Origin of the sequence: Legionella birminghamensis (genome assembly GCF_900452515.1) — a bacterium.
Taxonomy (GTDB): Bacteria; Pseudomonadota; Gammaproteobacteria; order Legionellales; family Legionellaceae; genus Legionella_C; species Legionella_C birminghamensis.
This window is the reverse complement of record NZ_UGNW01000001.1, coordinates 2717759-2735902: the sequence shown is the minus strand read 5'-3', so window position 1 is coordinate 2735902 and position 18144 is coordinate 2717759. Positions and strand designations below refer to the sequence as shown.

Genomic DNA, 18144 nt, shown 5'->3' with positions numbered 1-18144 from the left:
CTTCAGAGTGGCATCTCGAAGGCTTCGTTCGCTGCCAAGCCTTCGAGACGAGCTACGCTCCTCCTCAGGCCGAACGGTTTGGGCTGGCACTGTCTTCCTATTTAAGTTACACTATTTCCCTCCAAATTGCTGAGCCTGCTATGCGTTCTTTTTCCCGTGAAATTCTAGTTACGTTTGCGGTAAAAATCGTTCTTCTGACCGCTTTATGGTTCTGTTGCTTTCATCATGTTGAAAAACCGCAATCAATCAAGCAATGGATATTGGGTTCATCTTTGACGCCGGAGGTTATCGCAAAACACTAATTTATTGATTTGACAAGGGGAGTTTTGTTTTAACTTCAGTTACTAAGGTGAGCTATGATTCCTGCCAGTGAAGTTGTTGATTTATCCCGTTTACAATTTGCTTTAACCGCGCTTTATCATTTCCTGTTTGTTCCACTAACACTTGGATTGTCCTTACTATTAGCCATTATGGAGACTGTTTACGTCATGACTGGGCGTGACATCTGGCGCCAAATGGTTAAGTATTGGGGGCTTTTATTTGGTATCAATTTTGTCCTCGGAGTGGCCACGGGGTTAACCATGGAATTCCAGTTTGGTACTAATTGGGCGTATTACTCGCATTATGTTGGCGATGTATTTGGCGCACCTCTGGCACTTGAAGGCTTGATGGCTTTTTTTCTGGAGGCCACTTTTGTCGGTCTATTCTTTTTTGGCTGGAATAAATTATCAAAGCTTCAACACATGGTTTGTACCTGGTTGCTGGCTTTAGGTACTAATTTGTCAGCATTATGGATTTTAATTGCCAATGGCTGGATGCAGAATCCTGTCGGTGCCGAATTTGATTACCAGACCATGCGGATGGAAGTCAGTGACTTTGCCGAAGTTATGTTTAATCCTGTCGCCCAAGCCAAATTTGTCCATACCATTAGTGCCGGCTATGTCACGGGTGCAATCTTTGTTCTGGCGATCAGTGCTTATTTCCTGCTGCGGGGACGCCATATTGATCTGGCCAAGCGCTCCATGACCGTCGCGGTTTCATTTGGTTTGGCGTCGGCCCTGTCTGTTGTAGTGCTTGGTGATGAGAGTGGTTATGTAGCGAACAGTAACCAGAAAATGAAGCTTGCTGCCATTGAAGCGATGTGGCACACAGAAAAAGCCCCGGCAGGTTTGACGGTATTTGGCATTCCCAATGAAAAAACGCAGACGACCGACTACGGCTTTGAGGTTCCCTATGCGCTTGGCCTAATCGCTACCCGTTCTATCAGCGAGCCATTGCAGGGCATTTCAGAACTGATCGAAGAGGGGAAGCAGAACATCCGCGAAGGAATGCAGGCTTATAAGGCATTATCGATTCTTCAGCAAAATCCTCAGGACAGCCAGGCAAAGGCCGATTTTGAATTGCATCGACATGCTTTAGGCTATGGGCTTTTATTAAAAAAATATACCGAAAATGTAAGTGATGCATCGGAAGAACAAATTAATATGGCTGCTAATGATCTCAAGCCAAAAGTATTACCCCTGTTTTTCTCCTTTCGCATCATGGTGGCCTGCGGCTTTTTCTTCATTTTGCTGTTTGCGACAGGGTTTTATTTATCCACAAAACGAAAATTGCATACCAGCCGCTGGTACCTTCACATTGCTTTCTGGTCACTTCCCTTACCATGGATTGCGGCCGAGTTAGGTTGGATTGTCGCAGAATATGGACGCCAGCCCTGGGTTGTGCAGGGTATCTTGCCAACTTATATCGCCACTTCCTCCGTCAGTTTCTCCCAGGTTGCGACTTCCCTGGCTGGTTTTATTATTTTTTACACGGTACTTGCCATTATTGAAGTGTATCTAATGGTTAAAGCCATTCGGCTTGGCCCAACCAGTCTGATTCAAGGGAGTGAAAAATGAGTCTTGATTATGAAATGCTGCGTCTAATATGGTGGCTTTTGTTAGGTATACTGCTGATTGGATTTGCCGTAATGGACGGATTTGATCTGGGGGTAGTCATGTGGCTGCCATGGCTGGCAAAGGGAGACACGGAAAAAAGGGTATTAATTAATAGCATTGCCCCGACCTGGGAAGGTAATCAGGTGTGGTTTATTTTAGGCGGAGGTGCTATTTTTGCCGCCTGGCCTGCTTTATATGCCTTGTCCTTTTCCGGGTTTTATCTCGCCATGCTGCTGGTATTACTGGCATTAATCCTGCGGCCGGTAGGGTTTAAATACCGATCCAAACTGGAGTCAAAACACTGGCGGAATAATTGGGATCGCGCACTTTTTATCGGCGGATTTGTGCCCGCACTGATTTTTGGGGTAGCCATCGGCAATGTATTGCAGGGGGTTCCATTTCATTTTGATAGCAGTTTACGCCCGTTTTATACCGGTACGTTTCTAGCGCTGTTAAATCCCTTCGCCTTATTATGCGGGGTATTGTCGGTTGCTATGCTGGCAATGCATGGGGCATTTTTTCTCAATGTGAAAACAGATGGAGTTCTGCAAAACAGGGCGGCTATCGCAGCGCGTTCCTCAGCCTTGCTGGTTATCGTTTTATTTATTGCCGGCGGCATCTGGGTGTATTTGGGGATAGACGGCTATGCCCTGGTGAGTCCAGTGGCACATGACGGCCCCTCTAACCCGCTTTATAAAACGGTTACCCATGTGCCGGGCGCCTGGTTTTATAACTATTACCAAAAACCATGGACGATGCTGGTGCCGGTGTCCGCCCTGATATCAGCCCTGCTTGCTATTCTTTGTAGCAGAAAGCCAAAGTGGGCTTTTATTTTCAGCGCCATTACCGTTGCAGGCATTATAGCGACAGTCGGGATTAGTATGTTTCCATTTATATTACCTTCTGTGACATACCCATCGCAGAGTTTAATCGTGTGGGATAGCTCCTCAAGCATGTTGACTTTGAATATCATGTTGTTCTCAACATTAATATTGCTACCCCTGGTCCTTCTTTATACGGCATGGGTTTACCGTGTTTTAAAAGGCAAGGTTACAACTGATACTGTCGAGAGTAATTCGACTATTGGCTATTAGGAGGTTCTTTATGTGGTATTTTTCTTGGATTTTAGGTACAGGTCTGGCCTGCTGCTTTGCCATATTGAATGCGATGTGGCTGGAATTAAGGATCAGTGATTCAAACCAGAATGGGTAGCTGCCCAGCTTTGCTGTTTTATTTCATTCAGCCATCCGAATCCCCGCGGCTTCGAACGCGGGGCCCATGTCTGGTAGTCGAAAATGCTCTCAGATAAATCCATTATTGCCGAACATAGCAATTAAAAGCAGTGAGGAACAAGTCTTTCAAACATTATTAAATTAGCAAAATCGATATTCTAAATAAGCTTCGTGTGGGCCCCGCGGTCGTTGCCGCGGGGATTCGGATGGTCGTTGCCGCGGGATTCGGATGGTCCCTTCCGCGGGATTCCATAGCTAATTTGTGTAGCTATCTATGGGCCGAAGCCGTGGGGGTTAGCTGTTGCATTCGCCGAAGAATCCAGATCAGGCTAAGCAAATCCCAGCTGTCTCCAGGCTTCATAAAGGATAATGGCCACCGAATTGGAAAGATTCAGGCTGCGGCTATTCTCCTTCATCGGAATGCGAATGGCAGGGTAGTTTTCTCTTAACTCAGCAGGCAGCCCCCGTGTTTCTGGTCCGAATAGCAGAAGATCTTCCTCCTGATAGGCAACCTGATCATAATGCACGCTGCCCTTGGTGGTGCAGGCAAAAATTCGGCGGTGTGCATTTTGGGCAATAAATGCGGCTTCATTTTCATAATGAATGACTCTGGCCCATTCGTGATAATCAAGCCCAGCGCGGCGCATACGCTTGTCATCCATAGCAAAACCAAGCGGATGGATTAGATGTAATTGCGCGCCGGTATTGGCGCACAGGCGGATAATATTGCCGGTATTGGGGGGTATTTCCGGCTGGTAAAGAGCAATATGCAGCATATAAGATTTAAGTAAATGTTGAACTAAGGTACGATTTTACCTTATTCATCCACATAATCACTACCAAGGCTTGTATCGCCAGCACTTTCATCGTCATTTTCGTCCACATAGAGTGATTCGGAATCAACAGCCTGGCCTTGCTCGCCTGTGATCCGGTAATTACGATGTTGTAAATAAGCATCGCGGATAAAGGCATATTTATCAAGCGCCTCGTCCATCAGTTTCTCGGTTTCAAACAACTGGGAGCGGAGATCAACATATCTGACGCCGATAAGTGTATTGGTAAGAACGGGTTCCAGGTAGGGATAGGGGGTCATTAGCGGGTATTCCAGCACCATGCCCATTCCATCGCGGATTGTGCTTGGGCCGAGGAAAGGGATAACAATATAGGGGGATCGTTTGTCGCCCCATTTTGCAAAGGTCAAGCCCAGATCATTGCTATGCGGCGGCAATCCCATGCGGCTTGCGGCATCAAAAAATCCGGCAATTCCAAGCGTTGAGTTAATCAGAAAGCGCCAGCTGTCTTTAGTGGCCTGGCGAAACTCGCCCTGGAGCAAATCATTGCCTACTGTAGGAATCATGTTCACATTCTCATAGGCATTATTGATGCTGGCGCGCACCTGCCCGGGCAAAACGGCCTTATAAAGACGGGCGGGCGGTTTTAAAAAGGTGGCATCAAATGCCATATTAAACTTGTGGGTTTCGCGGTTAATGGACTCGTAGGGGTCAACGGGATTAGGACCCTGGTGGATACAGGAGGCGAGCATTAAGGTGCCTGCAGTAGTGGTGAAAAATGCCATTAAACGCATGATATTTCAATTATTCCGAGTCAGCGGGATTTCATGTTACCACTATCACAGGATCTCCCACAATATGAAACTGTTTTAAAACTCCATCACAAAAGTGACCGGCCCATCATTGCAGAGATGAACCTGCATGTCAGCACCAAATTGGCCCTGGGCGACTATCGAATAATGCTCTGATGCCAGTTGAATTAACTCATTGAATAATGCATTAGCCTGTTTGGGTGGAGCGGCATTGGAGAAGCTTGGCCGGAGCCCTTTGCGGGTTTCAGCCAGCAGGGTAAATTGGGGCACGAGCAGCAAGCCTCCCTCAACCTGCTTTAAATTTAAATTCATCTTTCCCTCGGCATCACTGAAAATACGGAAGTTAAGGCATTTATCAAGCATAGTTTTTAAAGTTTCGGAGGTATCGGCAGGCCCAAAGCCACAGAGGATTAAAAGGCCCCGCCCAATTTCACCAATTACTTGCTGCTTAACTGCTACACGCGCTTCCCGCACGACCTGAATAACCGTTAGCATGCATCCAATCCCTGGCGTGACATCTCCTTGGTGGCGCAAATCAGGGCATCAATGATCCCGGCTTCTTTGTCCGAATGGCCGGCATCACGTACTATGCGGAGATTGGATGCGGGTAAGGCCTGATGCAGGGTTAGGGCACCAGCCAGCGGGCATACCATGTCATAACGGCCGTGTATGATGTAGGCAGGGATATGGCGTAATTTATAGGTATTATTAAGAATCTGGTTTTCTTCGATGAAGTAATGGTTATTAATATAATGAGTCTCAAGAGTGGCTAGGGTCAAGGCAAAATGCGGATCGCTGTACTGATCGATTAATGTTTGATGGGGCTGAAGACTGCTGCATCGAGCCAACCAGAGTGCCCAGTTTTTAGCAGCTGACATGCGGCCCAGTTCATTTGGCCCTAGCAGCCGGCTGGAATAATATTGAGGAACTTTGCCCAGTTCCTCTTCGGGGACAAAATGGGTAAACTCCTGCCAGTAATCGGGATAAACCAGGTTGGCTCCCTGGCGGTAAAACCAGTCAATATCCTGTTGCCGGCCTAAAAATATTCGATGAAGCAATAAACCGCAGATTTGCTGAGGATAGAGTTGGGCATAAAGTAAAGCTAATAAACTTCCCCAGCCCCCGCCTGATAAAATAAAGCGCTGAATGCCCAGATAATCACGGATTGCATCAATATCTTCCAGTAAATTTTGGGTAGAATTGCCATTGAGTTCCAGATGAGGAGTGGAGCGGCAGCAACCGCGTTGATCAAAGATAATGATGCGATAAATCTGTGGATCAAAAAAACGCCTGAGATAGGCATCTCCGCCTGCACCTGGTCCCGGGTGCAACACAATGACTGGCAAACCTTTGGGATTTCCTGTTTCTTCCACATACAATACATGAGGATGGGCAACGGGAAGCTCATGAACATGATAGGGTTTAATACAGGGATAGAGGGTATGCATATTGTATTACTCAGGTTCCTTTTTATTAATCATATACTTTGTTTGCCAGAATTGGAAAATAATCCATACAGGAAAGCTGGTCTATTTAATAATCGATAATTTTTATTGCGATTACTCCACTAAATTTAAGATAATAGCTCATTTTTCAAAGCGGGAGTCATGTATGGCGGTAGAATTATTAACCAAAGGTTTAAATCAGCGGCAATATGAAGCCGTGACTGCCTCTTTGAAGAATATTCTGGTCCTGGCTGGGGCGGGCAGTGGAAAGACAAGGGTATTGGTGAGCAGGATTGCCTGGCTGGTTTCTCATTACCATATGCCGTTTTCTTCTATCCTGGCGGTTACCTTTACCAATAAAGCAGCGGGTGAGATGCGCAGCCGGCTTGGCCAGATTTTTGATGCACCGGTTCATGGATTATGGGTTGGAACCTTTCATGGACTCTGCCACCGCATGCTGCGCCGTCACTTCGAGAGGGCGAATCTTCCGGAAACCTTCCACATTCTGGATAGCGATGATCAGGCCCGTATGTTAAAGCGGGTTATTGCCTCGTTAAATCTTGATGAAGAACAATGGCCGGTAAAACAGGCTCAATCCTTTATTAATGGCCGAAAGGATGAGGGTTTACGTCCCCAGCATATCCATGCCCAAAGTTATGGGCCGACCCGTACGCTAATCCGTATCTATGAAGCCTATGAACAAGCCTGTCAAAATGCGGGAGTAATCGATTTTGCGGAATTACTGCTGCGGACACATGAACTTTTACGTAATAATCCCGATATTCTTGAGCATTATCGTCAACGGTTTAATGCCATACTGGTCGATGAGTTTCAGGATACCAATACTATTCAGTATGCCTGGATACGATTGCTCGCAGGTGATCAGGCGGTGGTTATGGCGGTTGGCGACGATGACCAGTCCATCTATGGCTGGAGAGGTGCGAAGGTTGAAAATATTGCCCAGTTTGTCAGGGATTACCCCAATACAGAAACAATCCGTCTGGAGCAGAACTACAGATCAACCGCTACTATCCTCGAAGCAGCCAATGCCTTGATCACAAACAATAAAACCCGCATGGGCAAGGACTTGTGGACAGATGGCCGTACGGGCGAAAAGATTGTGGTTTACAGTGCGTTTAATGAGCTGGATGAAGCCCGCTTTATCAGTGAACGCATCAGCCTTGCAATCAATCAGGGACGCAGTGCCGACGAGATTGCCATTCTGTATCGTTCGAATGCCCAGTCACGGGTATTGGAAGAGGCGCTGCTGCATGCCGGCATTGCCTATCGTATTCATGGCGGCCTGCGCTTTTTTGAACGGGCGGAAATCAAAGACGCATTGGCGTACATGCGGTTGATGGCTAATACAAAGGATGATACAGCCTTTGAACGAGTTGTTAATTTTCCAACTCGCGGTATTGGCGAGAAGACGCTGGATGAATTACGCCAACTGGCAAAATCAGAACAGATTTCGCTTTGGCAGGCTGCTGAACTGTTAGTCAATGATTCCTCACATCTTACGCAAAGGGCAAGTAGTTCTTTGGGACGCTTCCTTCATTTAATAAAGGATTTGCAACAGCGGATAGCCGGCCTGGAACTTGACAGGCAAATCAGCGAAGTCATTAATATAAGCGGCCTTTACGCGCATTTTGCGAAAGTGAAAGGCGATAAATCAGAGTCCCGTCTTGATAACTTACAGGAGTTAGTGAATGCCGCCAAAGAGTTTCGCTATGAGCAGGATGATTATGATGAGGAGTTGCCTTTACTGGTTGCATTCCTGGCCCATGCGTCGCTCGAAGCAGGGGAAATGCAGGCTGGCGAGCATGAGCGTTATGTGCACCTGATGACACTTCATGCAGCAAAAGGCCTGGAGTTCCCGCTGGTATTTCTAAGCGGAATGGAGGAGGGCGTGTTTCCAGGTAAACAGTCTATTGAGGAGCCGGGACGGCTTGAGGAAGAGAGACGGCTTTGCTATGTGGGGATGACCCGTGCCATGGAAGAGCTTTTTCTCACGTATGCGGAAGTAAGGCGTCAATATGGACGCGAAGAGTACCATCGACCCTCGCGTTTCCTGCGGGAATTGCCTCCTGAGCACCTGCATGAGTTAAGGGTAAAAACACAATTCCAGAAGCCAATCACTTCAAAAACCGTGACCGCAAACCTGGCTGAAGATGCCGGGTTAAAACTGGGCCAGGCCGTCTCCCACGCAAAATTCGGGACGGGTGTAGTCATTTCTGTAGAAGGTACCGGAGCACATACGCGTGTCCAGGTTAAATTTAAAAATCATGGAATGAAGTGGCTGGTACTTGCTTATGCCAATTTAACGCCGGAAGATTGTACTTTTTAAAATTAACTTGAAATTCAAATCCTCTGATGCTAGGGTTCATTCGGAAAATTGAAACGGGTGGATCCGCACAGGCAATGTGCTGGAGCACCAGCAATCTGGACAATTTATTAAGGGGACTTTTCGTGAAATTTTCAGGACTATTAACAGCTGGCGCATTAATTACTGCAATGTTTTCTCCAATCGCTATGGCAGACAGCACTACTGCTGCAGGCACTAACGCAGCCGCATCCATGCCCGATGCACAAAAAAAAGCGATTGAGCAGGTTATTCATGATTATTTGGTTAATAATCCCGAAGTACTGATTGAAGCGTCCCAGGCGCTGCAGCAAAAACAGCAGCAAAGCATGCAACAGCAGGCACAATCCGCAATTCAAACGAATGCCAATGATTTATTCAGTGATAAATTAACGGTGTTAGGTAATCCCAATGGTAACGTAACCCTGGTTGAGTTTTTTGATTACCAATGCATCCATTGCAAAAAGATGGCACCGATAGTAGGCGGCCTGATTCAAAAAGATCCTAACTTACGCGTCATTTATAAAGAATTCCCTATTTTTGGCAAAAGTTCAGAAAAAGCGTCTCGAGCTGCTTTAGCTGCCGCCATGCAGGGTAAATACAAAGCTATGCATGATGCTTTATTTGGCCAGGAACAACGCATTACTGATCAAAGCATCAATGATGCAGCGAAAGCAGCGGGTCTGGATATGACCAAGTTTGCTGCTGACATGAACAGCCAGACTGTAACCGATGCGCTGGATGCCAATCGCCAGTTAGCTGAAAAACTGCACCTGATGGGAACTCCTGCATTTATCATTGCATCTACACCAAATGGCACATTTAAAGCAGGCAGCGAGCCTTCATTTGTTCCAGGCGCTGCCAGTGAAGAGTCCTTAATGGAGATGATCAAAAAAGCGGGAAGTAATTAAGATTAACTAATTATTGCAGGTTGGGCCCTGGCCCGACAAAGCGAGTTGTACCACTCCAGAGCTAAGGTTGGGCCAAGGCCCAACCTGCATAAGATTGCAGAATCCATTTCACTTTGCAGAAAACACAGAATATAGATGAGATAAGCATGAATAAACCATCGACTTTCCAGGACATTATTTTGACCTTGCAGCAATTCTGGGCCAAGCAGGGATGCGTACTATTACAGCCTCTGGATATGGAAGTCGGTGCCGGGACTTTTCATCCCGCGACATTTTTAAAAGCAATTGGCCCAGAGCCCTGGGCAACCGCCTATGTGCAGCCTTCACGCAGGCCGGCTGATGGCCGTTACGGCGATAATCCAAACCGTGTACAACATTATTATCAGTTTCAGGTTATTCTAAAGCCATCTCCTCTCGATATTCAGGAGAAATACCTGGATTCCCTGCGAGCGCTGGGTGTGGATCCCTTAACGGACGATATTCGTTTTGTAGAAGACAATTGGGAATCCCCCACCCTGGGGGCCTGGGGACTGGGCTGGGAAGTCTGGCAGAATGGCATGGAAGTTTCCCAGTTTACCTATTTTCAGCAAGTAGGCGGCCTGAGCTGCAAACCGGTAACCGGCGAGCTTACTTATGGCCTGGAGCGTATTGCCATGGCTGTATTAGGAGTAGATAACCTCTTTAATTTACCCTGGTGCAAGACAGCCGATAAGACGGTGACGTACGGGGATGTTTTTCACCAGAATGAGGTGGAAATGTCAGCCTATAATTTTGAACATGCGAATGTTGAAGAATTATTTAAACAGTTTGATTACTACGAAAGCGAAGCGGAGAAACTGATTGCCCTGAGTTTGCCTTTACCTGCTTATGAAATGGTGATTAAAGCTTCCCATGCATTTAACTTACTGGATGCACGGCGGGCAATCTCAGTGACTGAGCGCCAACGGTATATCCTGCGAGTCCGTCAGTTATCAAGATCTGTGGCACAGGCGTATTATCAGGCGCGTGAAGCCTTGGGTTTTCCTTTATTGAAGGTGTAAACAATGGTTAATGATTTTTTATTCGAATTAGGTTGCGAAGAATTACCCTCCGGTTCTGTTTTACCTTTATCCAAAGAGCTAGCCTATAACATGAAAGACGCTTTGGACAAAGCCCAAATTGCTTACGAGGCCATTAAGTCATTTGCTACACCGCGACGTCTTGCGATCCTTATAAGTAAAGTAGCTAAAGAACAACCGTCCCAGACCACAGTGAAAAGAGGACCGGCAGTTGCTGTGGCTTACGATGCAGACGGTAAGCCGAGTCCTGCGCTTCTTGGCTTTGCCCGTTCCTGCGGGGTGGGGGTTGATCAGCTTGGCCGCAGTAAAACAGACAAGGGCGAATGGTTCATTTATGAGAGTCATTCGCCTGGTGCGCCCAGCGAAACTATATTACCTGAACTGGTGCAACAATCACTATCGGCATTGCCAATTCCCAAGCCTATGCGCTGGGGTGCAGGGGATGAAGAGTTTTCCCGGCCTGTGCATTGGGCCGTAATGCTCTGGGGTAAGCAAATCATTAAAGCAAGCGTTTTGGGAGTGGCTACGGGACGTATTTCTTATGGCCATCGCTTCCATCACCCGCAGGCTGTTCAAATAGAGCATCCCGGGGATTATGAGCAGGCTTTATACAATGCTTCAGTGGTGGCTGATTTTAGCAAACGCCGTCAATTAATTGTTGAGCAAATTGAAAAAACAGCAGCGAAGGCTAGAGGGCATGCCGTCATGCCTGACGAACTGGTAACTGAGGTGGCCTCAATTGTTGAATGGCCACAGGCATTATTAGCGGGTTTTGATCCGGCATTTTTGGAGGTTCCGTCTGAAGCATTAATCGCATCGATGCAATCGCATCAGAAATGTTTTGCCTTGAAAGATGAAAAACAGCAGCTGATGCCTTTGTTCATCACTATTTCAAATATTGAAAGTAAGAAACCAGAGCAGGTTATAGCGGGTAATGAAAAAGTAATGCGTGCACGTCTGAGCGATGCTGCTTTCTTTTTTGACCAGGATAAAAAGCAGACACTTTCCCGACATCTGGATGCCATTTCAAAAGTGATTTTTCAGGCTAAACTAGGGAGCCTCCTGGATAAATCCCTGCGTATTCAGGCGATTATGGAGCAGTTTATTCAGCCATTAGGTCTGGATAGAGAGCAGGCCATGCGTGCTGCAGAGCTTAGCAAATGCGATCTGATGACGGGGATGGTGGGTGAGTTTCCCGAATTGCAGGGATTGATGGGGTATTATTATGCAAAACACGATGGCGAAAAGCTGGATGTCGCTATTGCGCTTAATGAACAATATCTGCCGCGTTTTTCAGGTGATGCGCTTCCGCAATCGTCTCTTGGTTTTGCCTTGTCACTTGCTGATCGCCTGGATACTTTAGTCGGTATTTTCGCGATAGGGCAAAAGCCAACCGGTATGAAAGACCCCTTTAAATTGAGAAGGCATGCCTTGGCGATTGTCCGCATGCTCATGAATAATCCAGTAGCATTGAATCTGTCTCAATTGATTAATGCCTCAATTGCAGTGTATGGCAAGCTGATAAACGCGAATGAGCCGGCTTTGCAGGAAATTCAGGCATTTATTCTGGAGCGCCTGCATTCCTATTATCAAGCGCAGAATGTGAGTAATGATATCGTGCTGGCGGTACGCGCCCGTCAGTCAGATAATCTCTATGATTTTGACCAGCGGGTGCAGGCATTGCTTCAATTTATTGATTTGCCCGAAGCCAGTTCTTTAGCAGCTGCCTGTAAACGGGTAGGCAATATTTTGCAACAGCAAATCTATAGTGAGAATGTCGACTCCAGCCTGCTGAGTGAAATTGCCGAGCAGCATCTCTATGCCTCATTGCTTGAAGTGGAAGAAAGATCAAAAAGCTGGCAGCAAAGCAAAAAATATTCGCTAATATTAAATCAATTGGCAGGATTAAAAACTGCAGTCGATGCATTTTTTGAACGGGTGATGGTGATGGTCGACGATGAGAAAATTAAAGCCAATCGTTTGGCCTTATTGGGTCGGCTACAAGGGCTGCTGCAAAGCGTAGCAGATATTTCGGTTTTACAGACGGTATCATGAATAAAGTGATTTTACTGGATCGGGATGGAGTCATTAATGCCGATTCAATTAACTATATTCGCTGTGAAGAGGATTTTAACTTCTTACCGGGCAGCAAGGAAGCCATTGCCCGGCTGACGCAGTTAGGCTATCAGCTTGGTATTGCAACTAATCAATCCGGTGTTTCACGCGGCTATTATACCGAGCAAACCCTGTTATCAATTCATCAGAAAATGCTGAGTGAATTACAGCTGGTAGGCGGTGAGATTGCTGCTATTGAATATTGTATTCACATGCCGGAGGAAGGGTGTAAGTGCCGCAAGCCCCAGCCGGGTTTATTACTGGGCCTGGCTAAAAAGCTTGCCTGTTCATTAGAGGGCGTTCATTTTGTAGGTGACAGGGTATCCGATATTCAGGCCGCAATGGCTGCAGGGGCTACTCCTGTCATGGTATTGTCGCCAATGACTGACAGGGCAGGGCTTATGAATTATCCAGAAGTCCCTGTTTTCCATTCCCTGCTCGATTATGTGAGAAGCCTGGACAAGCTGCATGATTGAAAATTTGTCAATTGCCTGCGAGGATGAATCGCTTCAGCTCCGGGCGAATGAACTGGCAAACAGTTTACAACTACCACTGGATTCCAAAGCAAAAAATCAACTTCTCCTCACTGAAAATGGTTTATCGCTGCGAATTTCTCCTTTTATGCCGCAGCAGGCCAATTTTGAATATGCCTATTGGCAAAGCCGTAAAAATGAGGGAAAAAAGCAGGGGATAGTCCGTGCCTGCAAGCCAGGACCAAGTGTTCGTATAATTGATGCAACAGCAGGCTGGGGACGCGATGCCGCCGTTCTCGCTTCATTTGGTGCAAGTGTTCTGATGCTGGAAAGAAACCCGGTGATCGCCGCATTGTTACAGGATGCTTTGCTGCGTCAGGATGAATTGTCGAGAGAAGCGCTCAATTTATCACTTAAACAGGTTGATGCGATTTCTTATTTAAATCAGATAGAGGTTGATGAATATCCAGATGTCATCTATATCGATCCGATGCATCCAGCCAGACAAAAATCAGCACTGGTGAAAAAAGATTTGCAGGTACTGCAGCAATTAATTGGTACCGATTATGATGCCATGGCTTTATTGCAGACAGCGCAAAAAAGGGTGCGAAGTAAAGTGGTGGTAAAATGGCCGCAACTATTAGCTCCCTTATCGACTCCCAATTTCAGTATTCCAGGAAAAACAATACGGTTTGACGTCTATCTTCCCTGAGCTATTCTACGCATTTCTACTCTCTCCGGATACGTGGGCATTAATCTACAGGTAGCTATCTACACAAACGTTTTCCCCATCCGAATCCCCGCGGCACAGACCACCGAATCCCCGCGGCTGCGACCGCGGGGCCCATGCCTGTTGAAGTAGTACGGTCCTCAGACAAGTTTCAATGTTGCCAGAAAATAGGGTTTAACAGGTAGCCATAAACAAGTGTTCTTAACATTAAATTGGCTTCATGGGTCCCGCGGTCGCAGCCGCGGGGATTCGATAGCTATAAATTCTCATGCACTTTGTGTAAATAGGCTATGGGACAAGCCGCAGGGCTAATTCAATCTATCCTATGATTTTTTTTAGCAATATGAAACAAAGCATCGTGATCATTAAAATTAACATTAAAATTAATTAGTGACTGTTTATTTTTTTCACCCGGTTTTTCTTTCTGATAATTCGACTGAGGAAGGCTGCTGGCTTCACCATTGGGCGGATTTGCTTTTTATCTTCCATGAGAGTGCTCCTTATTTAGTCTAAAGCATAACGAAAAAAGAGCGGAACTTATAAATTAAGTGTATGTAGTTTTGTGCCGAATTTCTACGAAGGGCTTGGTTTGACTATTGGGTGAGGGTATAAATGCAGGATTCTCACACCCCTTGGGATGTGAGAATAAAACTGAATTAAGCAGACATTGCTTTGATGCGGGCGCTCAGGCGGCTTTTAATACGGGCTGCTTTATTTTTATGAATCAGGCCCTTGCCAGCAGCTTTGTCAATAACAGGTTGCGCTTTTGCATAAGCTGCTTTAGCTGCTTCATGGTCACCTGTTTCAACGGCTTTCAGTACATTCTTAACAAATGTACGGTACATTGAGCGTGCACTGGCATTGTGCTGACGCAGTTTAATGTTTTGACGGGCGCGTTTAATTGCTGACTTAATATTTGCCACTTAAAATCTCTCCACTCAGTAAGACGGCAGCCATTATTCTGATTCAGGCCACGGACTATATATCAAAAGATGCTAATCATGCACAATGCACTCGATTTTGTCAATATTTATCAAGTTTCAAACAGGCATAAATTTTGGATATTTATAAATATTGGGCTAAGACGAAGTTGTCACGTGTGTTCTCAATATGCGCACTATGTCAATAATATGATATCATATGGTTTTTTTACCTCGTTTAAATCCGCTATGAAAGAAAAGTTTAATTTTAAAGACCATACGATTTCTGTTTACCTCTATAACGACAAGCTGCGATTTAAGCTACGAAATAGGGATGGTCAAACTCACCACAGCAGTAATTATCATTTGGCCAAATGGTTAGAGGACAATTTATCAACTTTTCCGGCTTACTCAAATGATTCACAGTTTCTTTGCCGCTATATTCAACATCAGTTAAGACAATTTTGTACCAGTAATCATAGTAAATTTGTCCAGGTCTTCGATGACAGGCGTTCCACTGAAAAAAAGGTGGTCATTGGTGAACCTTATGGTTTATTAGGGGGCGTAACCGGGGGACAAATACTTCAGGTAACATGTTCTGGCCTGCAGATCGCAGCGGCTGTAGCCCTTACTCCTGTCAACCCTTGGCTGGCCAGCGGAGTCTGGAGTTCGGGGGTGGCTACTCTAACGCAGGCAATACAGGATGAAAATTTAAGTACAGCCAAGTATCTTTCAACCGGGGTTGTAAGTGCTAGTACCGGTTTGCTTGGTGGGGGGGCTAATATTCTATTAGGGCAGGGAGTTACAGCAATGCTTGTAGGCGGCGCTTTAAGCAAACCTGCGGGTAGAGCCCTCGAAGCTGTTGTCACTCAACAGCCCTTACCTTCTGGTGAGGATTTACTGAGTGATGTTGTGGTGGGCGGGATTGCCAATGTGGTCGGGGGTAAAACATCGGAGTATACATCCAAAGCATCGGGATTTGTTTTGGGTAAAATGATTAATCCTGTCAGTTCGGCTCTAAATGCTACGGTTAGTCAGTCGCTAACAGCGGCTTCGGCGGCTACCAGCAGTCAGATAACCTCACAAGTAACCGAAAATGTCCTTCTTGAGAAACCTTTGGGACATAATCTGACCCCTTCTTCTCTAGTCGCTACTGCTCTGGCCTCAGGAGCCGCTGGCGGCATCCAGGCCTATATGCAGCATCAGGAGAGAAGAATAAAATTAATCGTTCAGGATGAAGATGGCAATGAGCGGGTTATATGGAGCGGCAGCGAGCAGGATTACGAGGATTACGATATTGCCAAAAAGGTGGAGGAATGGCAGGGAACGATGGATTTGGATGAGTTGACTGAAAGGTTAGCGGAAGAGACTGGCGAAAAAAGCTCCCGTAAAAGGAAAGCGGATGACGATGACAGTGGGAGGGCTAAAAAAGCTAAAGTCGAACCGCTTGTGCCTCCCGAAAAATGGGACGACTCCCTTACTGCAGTTAAATTAGTTAAAGCGGAGCGGGCAGCGGGAGGAGGTATAAACGCTATTGCGAAAAGAATGAGCGATATTTTGGCCTGTAAGTTTTGGGGCGGGGATCCTGCTAATCATGATAACGCCGCAAAAGAAGCTATGCGAATACAGTTTGAAAAGGATCAGGATGGAAGTTCACAAAGACATGAGAAGCGTCTGATCCGCTCGGCTAGCCGATATATGGAGGCTCATCGAATCGAGCATGCTGCCAAAGCTTTACTTGTCCAATATGAATCGCAAAAACCAGCTACAATACAGACGATTAAATATTTCAATGAAGCGCCTCAGAAAGATCTTATTGTGCAAGTATATATACAGAAAATTGACAATGAATTTAAAAAAGCCGGGTACTCTTCTCTGGATGGAGACCAAAAAGCACAATTAACTATGATTTGCAATGAGCATCTAACAAAAACTCCGACTGACAGACAAAAAGAGGCTTTTATTAATGCAGGCTTCGCAATAGCGGGGGGTAATTTTACCGATGATCAAAGAGGGGCGGCATACAATATATTTAAAAAGGCTCAGGAGACTGCTGTAAATGTAGGCGAGCGTCGATTTGACGGACTGGAAGTACAGAAGAAGGAGCGTGTACATAAAAACAGAACTAAAGTGCTAAAGTGTGCAGTTGGAGTAGTCGAACAAGCGGCTAAAGAAGTGCTTAGAGGCGGCGCCGGCGCAGGTGTTCAAACGGACGGCCAGCAAGTTAAGCTGACAGTTGGACCGGCCAAACAACCTGACATGGTTCCTGTTTACACTTCTGGCGAGAAGGGGCAATTCAGCCAGCAGTTGGAAGACGCAGTCAAAAAGACTGCCCCAACAGTAAGGGAGCAAGCGCCATTAAGCCTTATTAAGGAAACTGTAGTTTCACCGCCACCATTAAAGCATCTTCCCCTGCCAGTAAAACGGCCAGCCGCGCCTGTAAATAACCGGAATAATAATCTTCCCCCGAATAAAGTCGCCAGAGCAACACCTGCAACGGCAAGCAAGGTTGAACGGAGCAAGTTGCCTGTAAAAACTGAAACAAAACAGAAAGAGAAGGATAAAAAAGGCAGAGAGCATTGGCGGTATACTGGGAATAAAAACAAAAAGGATGGGCAGTTTGCTGCGGCGCCCCATAAACAGATGTCTACGAGCAGAAACGGTTTATTCAGCCGGCCGGGGGTGAATTTGAAACAAGGTGACAAGTCAGTGGGGGTTACAAACAGTACCTCATACGTTGCCCCTCTTGATATAAGTTCCCACGTCCAACTGGAGCTGACTCAAACGACCAGTGTTGGGGTGGCGCATATGACCAGCGAGAGCGGTGTGCCTGCAGTCAGTGCCACGGCCTCTTCCCGTCTTGAGGTTGCAAAAATGAAGAAAGCCCGCCTTGATTTATTTGCGGTAGACCTCAATGCTTCTGCCTCAGACAAAGAGCTTGGGCTTAGTGCTCAGGTTTCTTTAGCCCAAGTGCAGACCGTTCTTGAGACGAAGCCAGTTTGCCAGAAAGGTTCCTGTACTAAAGTCACGGTGGTAGCTAGTTTGCATGCGGGAAGTGCTGGAATCAAAGCCGGATTCTCAAACAATGGTAATAATACCAAGGTTTCAGCGGGTGTTGGTCTGGGACTTTTTGGTGCTTCTGCGCAGGTAAATATTGAAAAGTGGACAGAAAATACAGGTAATACTGGAGTACAAAGCACGTCAGGGCTGCAGGATCCATTAATTCAGCCAAGGATAAAATAACGGAGTTGGGCAGATTACATGGATAATTCAGTCCGAATCCCCGCGGCATCGACCCATAGCTATCTACACATCCCTGAAAACACAGTCTGCTCTTAGCTTGGACTTCCCTCGGCTT

At 46.3% G+C, this 18144-nt stretch carries 16 protein-coding genes; 11 read left to right on the top strand and 5 right to left on the bottom strand.

Annotated features, from left to right (window positions below):
• Window positions 1–140: 140 nt before the first annotated feature.
• The 4 genes from cydP to cydX are packed head-to-tail and all read left to right on the top strand — an operon-like array spanning window position 141 to window position 3149.
• Complete coding sequence (gene cydP, locus DYH42_RS16890; RefSeq protein ID WP_337589141.1) at window positions 141–302, top strand: cytochrome oxidase putative small subunit CydP; 162 nt, start codon at window positions 141–143, stop codon at window positions 300–302.
• Window positions 303–356: 54 nt separating this feature from the next.
• Window positions 357–1898 (top strand): cytochrome ubiquinol oxidase subunit I, encoded by a 1542-nt coding sequence (locus tag DYH42_RS11580; RefSeq protein ID WP_058523536.1) that lies wholly within the window; start codon window positions 357–359, stop codon window positions 1896–1898.
• Window positions 1895–3031, top strand: coding sequence for a cytochrome d ubiquinol oxidase subunit II (gene cydB, locus DYH42_RS11575; protein ID WP_058523537.1), 1137 nt, complete (start codon window positions 1895–1897; stop codon window positions 3029–3031). Before DYH42_RS11580 ends, cydB begins: the two co-directional genes overlap by 4 nt.
• Before the next feature lie 10 nt (window positions 3032–3041).
• A complete protein-coding gene (gene cydX / locus DYH42_RS11570; protein WP_058523538.1) occupies window positions 3042–3149 on the top strand; it encodes a cytochrome bd-I oxidase subunit CydX in 108 nt (35 codons plus the stop codon).
• Between the two features lie 349 nt (window positions 3150–3498).
• On the opposite strand, the gene trmL is transcribed toward cydX, so the two are convergent.
• From trmL to pip, 4 genes are all read right to left on the bottom strand, one after another.
• Complete coding sequence (gene trmL, locus DYH42_RS11565; protein ID WP_058523539.1) at window positions 3499–3945, bottom strand: tRNA (uridine(34)/cytosine(34)/5-carboxymethylaminomethyluridine(34)-2'-O)-methyltransferase TrmL; 447 nt, start codon at window positions 3943–3945, stop codon at window positions 3499–3501.
• Window positions 3946–3986: 41 nt separating this feature from the next.
• On the bottom strand, window positions 3987–4754 hold the full coding sequence (locus tag DYH42_RS11560) for an MlaA family lipoprotein (protein ID WP_058523540.1): 768 nt from the start codon (window positions 4752–4754) through the stop codon (window positions 3987–3989).
• Between the two features lie 75 nt (window positions 4755–4829).
• Window positions 4830–5267, bottom strand: a complete 438-nt coding sequence (dtd, locus tag DYH42_RS11555; RefSeq protein ID WP_058523541.1) for a D-aminoacyl-tRNA deacylase — start codon at window positions 5265–5267, stop codon at window positions 4830–4832.
• Window positions 5261–6220, bottom strand: coding sequence for a prolyl aminopeptidase (gene pip, locus DYH42_RS11550; RefSeq protein WP_058523542.1), 960 nt, complete (start codon window positions 6218–6220; stop codon window positions 5261–5263). The genes dtd and pip overlap by 7 nt, the downstream gene beginning before the upstream one ends.
• 163 nt (window positions 6221–6383) lie before the next feature.
• Here pip and uvrD point away from each other — a divergent pair, with 163 nt between their 5' ends.
• The 6 genes from uvrD (at window position 6384) to DYH42_RS11520 (ending at window position 13848) form a co-directional block, all read left to right on the top strand.
• Window positions 6384–8564, top strand: a complete 2181-nt coding sequence (gene uvrD / locus DYH42_RS11545; RefSeq protein WP_058523543.1) for a DNA helicase II — start codon at window positions 6384–6386, stop codon at window positions 8562–8564.
• 122 nt (window positions 8565–8686) lie between these two features.
• On the top strand, window positions 8687–9490 hold the full coding sequence (locus DYH42_RS11540) for a DsbA family protein (RefSeq protein WP_058523682.1): 804 nt from the start codon (window positions 8687–8689) through the stop codon (window positions 9488–9490).
• Window positions 9491–9636: 146 nt separating this feature from the next.
• Window positions 9637–10530 carry a glycine--tRNA ligase subunit alpha gene (gene glyQ / locus DYH42_RS11535; RefSeq protein ID WP_058523544.1) on the top strand — a complete coding sequence of 298 codons (894 nt, stop codon included), beginning with the start codon at window positions 9637–9639 and terminating at the stop codon, window positions 10528–10530.
• Between the two features lie 3 nt (window positions 10531–10533).
• On the top strand, window positions 10534–12603 hold the full coding sequence (gene glyS / locus DYH42_RS11530; RefSeq protein ID WP_058523545.1) for a glycine--tRNA ligase subunit beta: 2070 nt from the start codon (window positions 10534–10536) through the stop codon (window positions 12601–12603).
• The gene (gene gmhB, locus DYH42_RS11525) at window positions 12600–13139 is read left to right on the top strand and encodes a D-glycero-beta-D-manno-heptose 1,7-bisphosphate 7-phosphatase (RefSeq protein ID WP_058523546.1); all 540 of its coding nucleotides are present in this window, start codon (window positions 12600–12602) and stop codon (window positions 13137–13139) included. The genes glyS and gmhB overlap by 4 nt, the downstream gene beginning before the upstream one ends.
• On the top strand, window positions 13132–13848 hold the full coding sequence (locus DYH42_RS11520) for a class I SAM-dependent methyltransferase (protein WP_058523547.1): 717 nt from the start codon (window positions 13132–13134) through the stop codon (window positions 13846–13848). The genes gmhB and DYH42_RS11520 overlap by 8 nt, the downstream gene beginning before the upstream one ends.
• Window positions 13849–14522: 674 nt before the next feature.
• Here the strand turns inward: DYH42_RS11520 and rpsT are convergent.
• Window positions 14523–14789, bottom strand: a complete 267-nt coding sequence (gene rpsT / locus DYH42_RS11515) for a 30S ribosomal protein S20 (RefSeq protein WP_058507698.1) — start codon at window positions 14787–14789, stop codon at window positions 14523–14525.
• Between the two features lie 246 nt (window positions 14790–15035).
• On the opposite strand from rpsT, the gene DYH42_RS11510 reads away from it, so the two are divergent.
• Window positions 15036–18029 carry a hypothetical protein gene (locus DYH42_RS11510; RefSeq protein WP_058523548.1) on the top strand — a complete coding sequence of 998 codons (2994 nt, stop codon included), beginning with the start codon at window positions 15036–15038 and terminating at the stop codon, window positions 18027–18029.
• The last annotated feature ends 115 nt before the right edge of the window (window positions 18030–18144 follow it).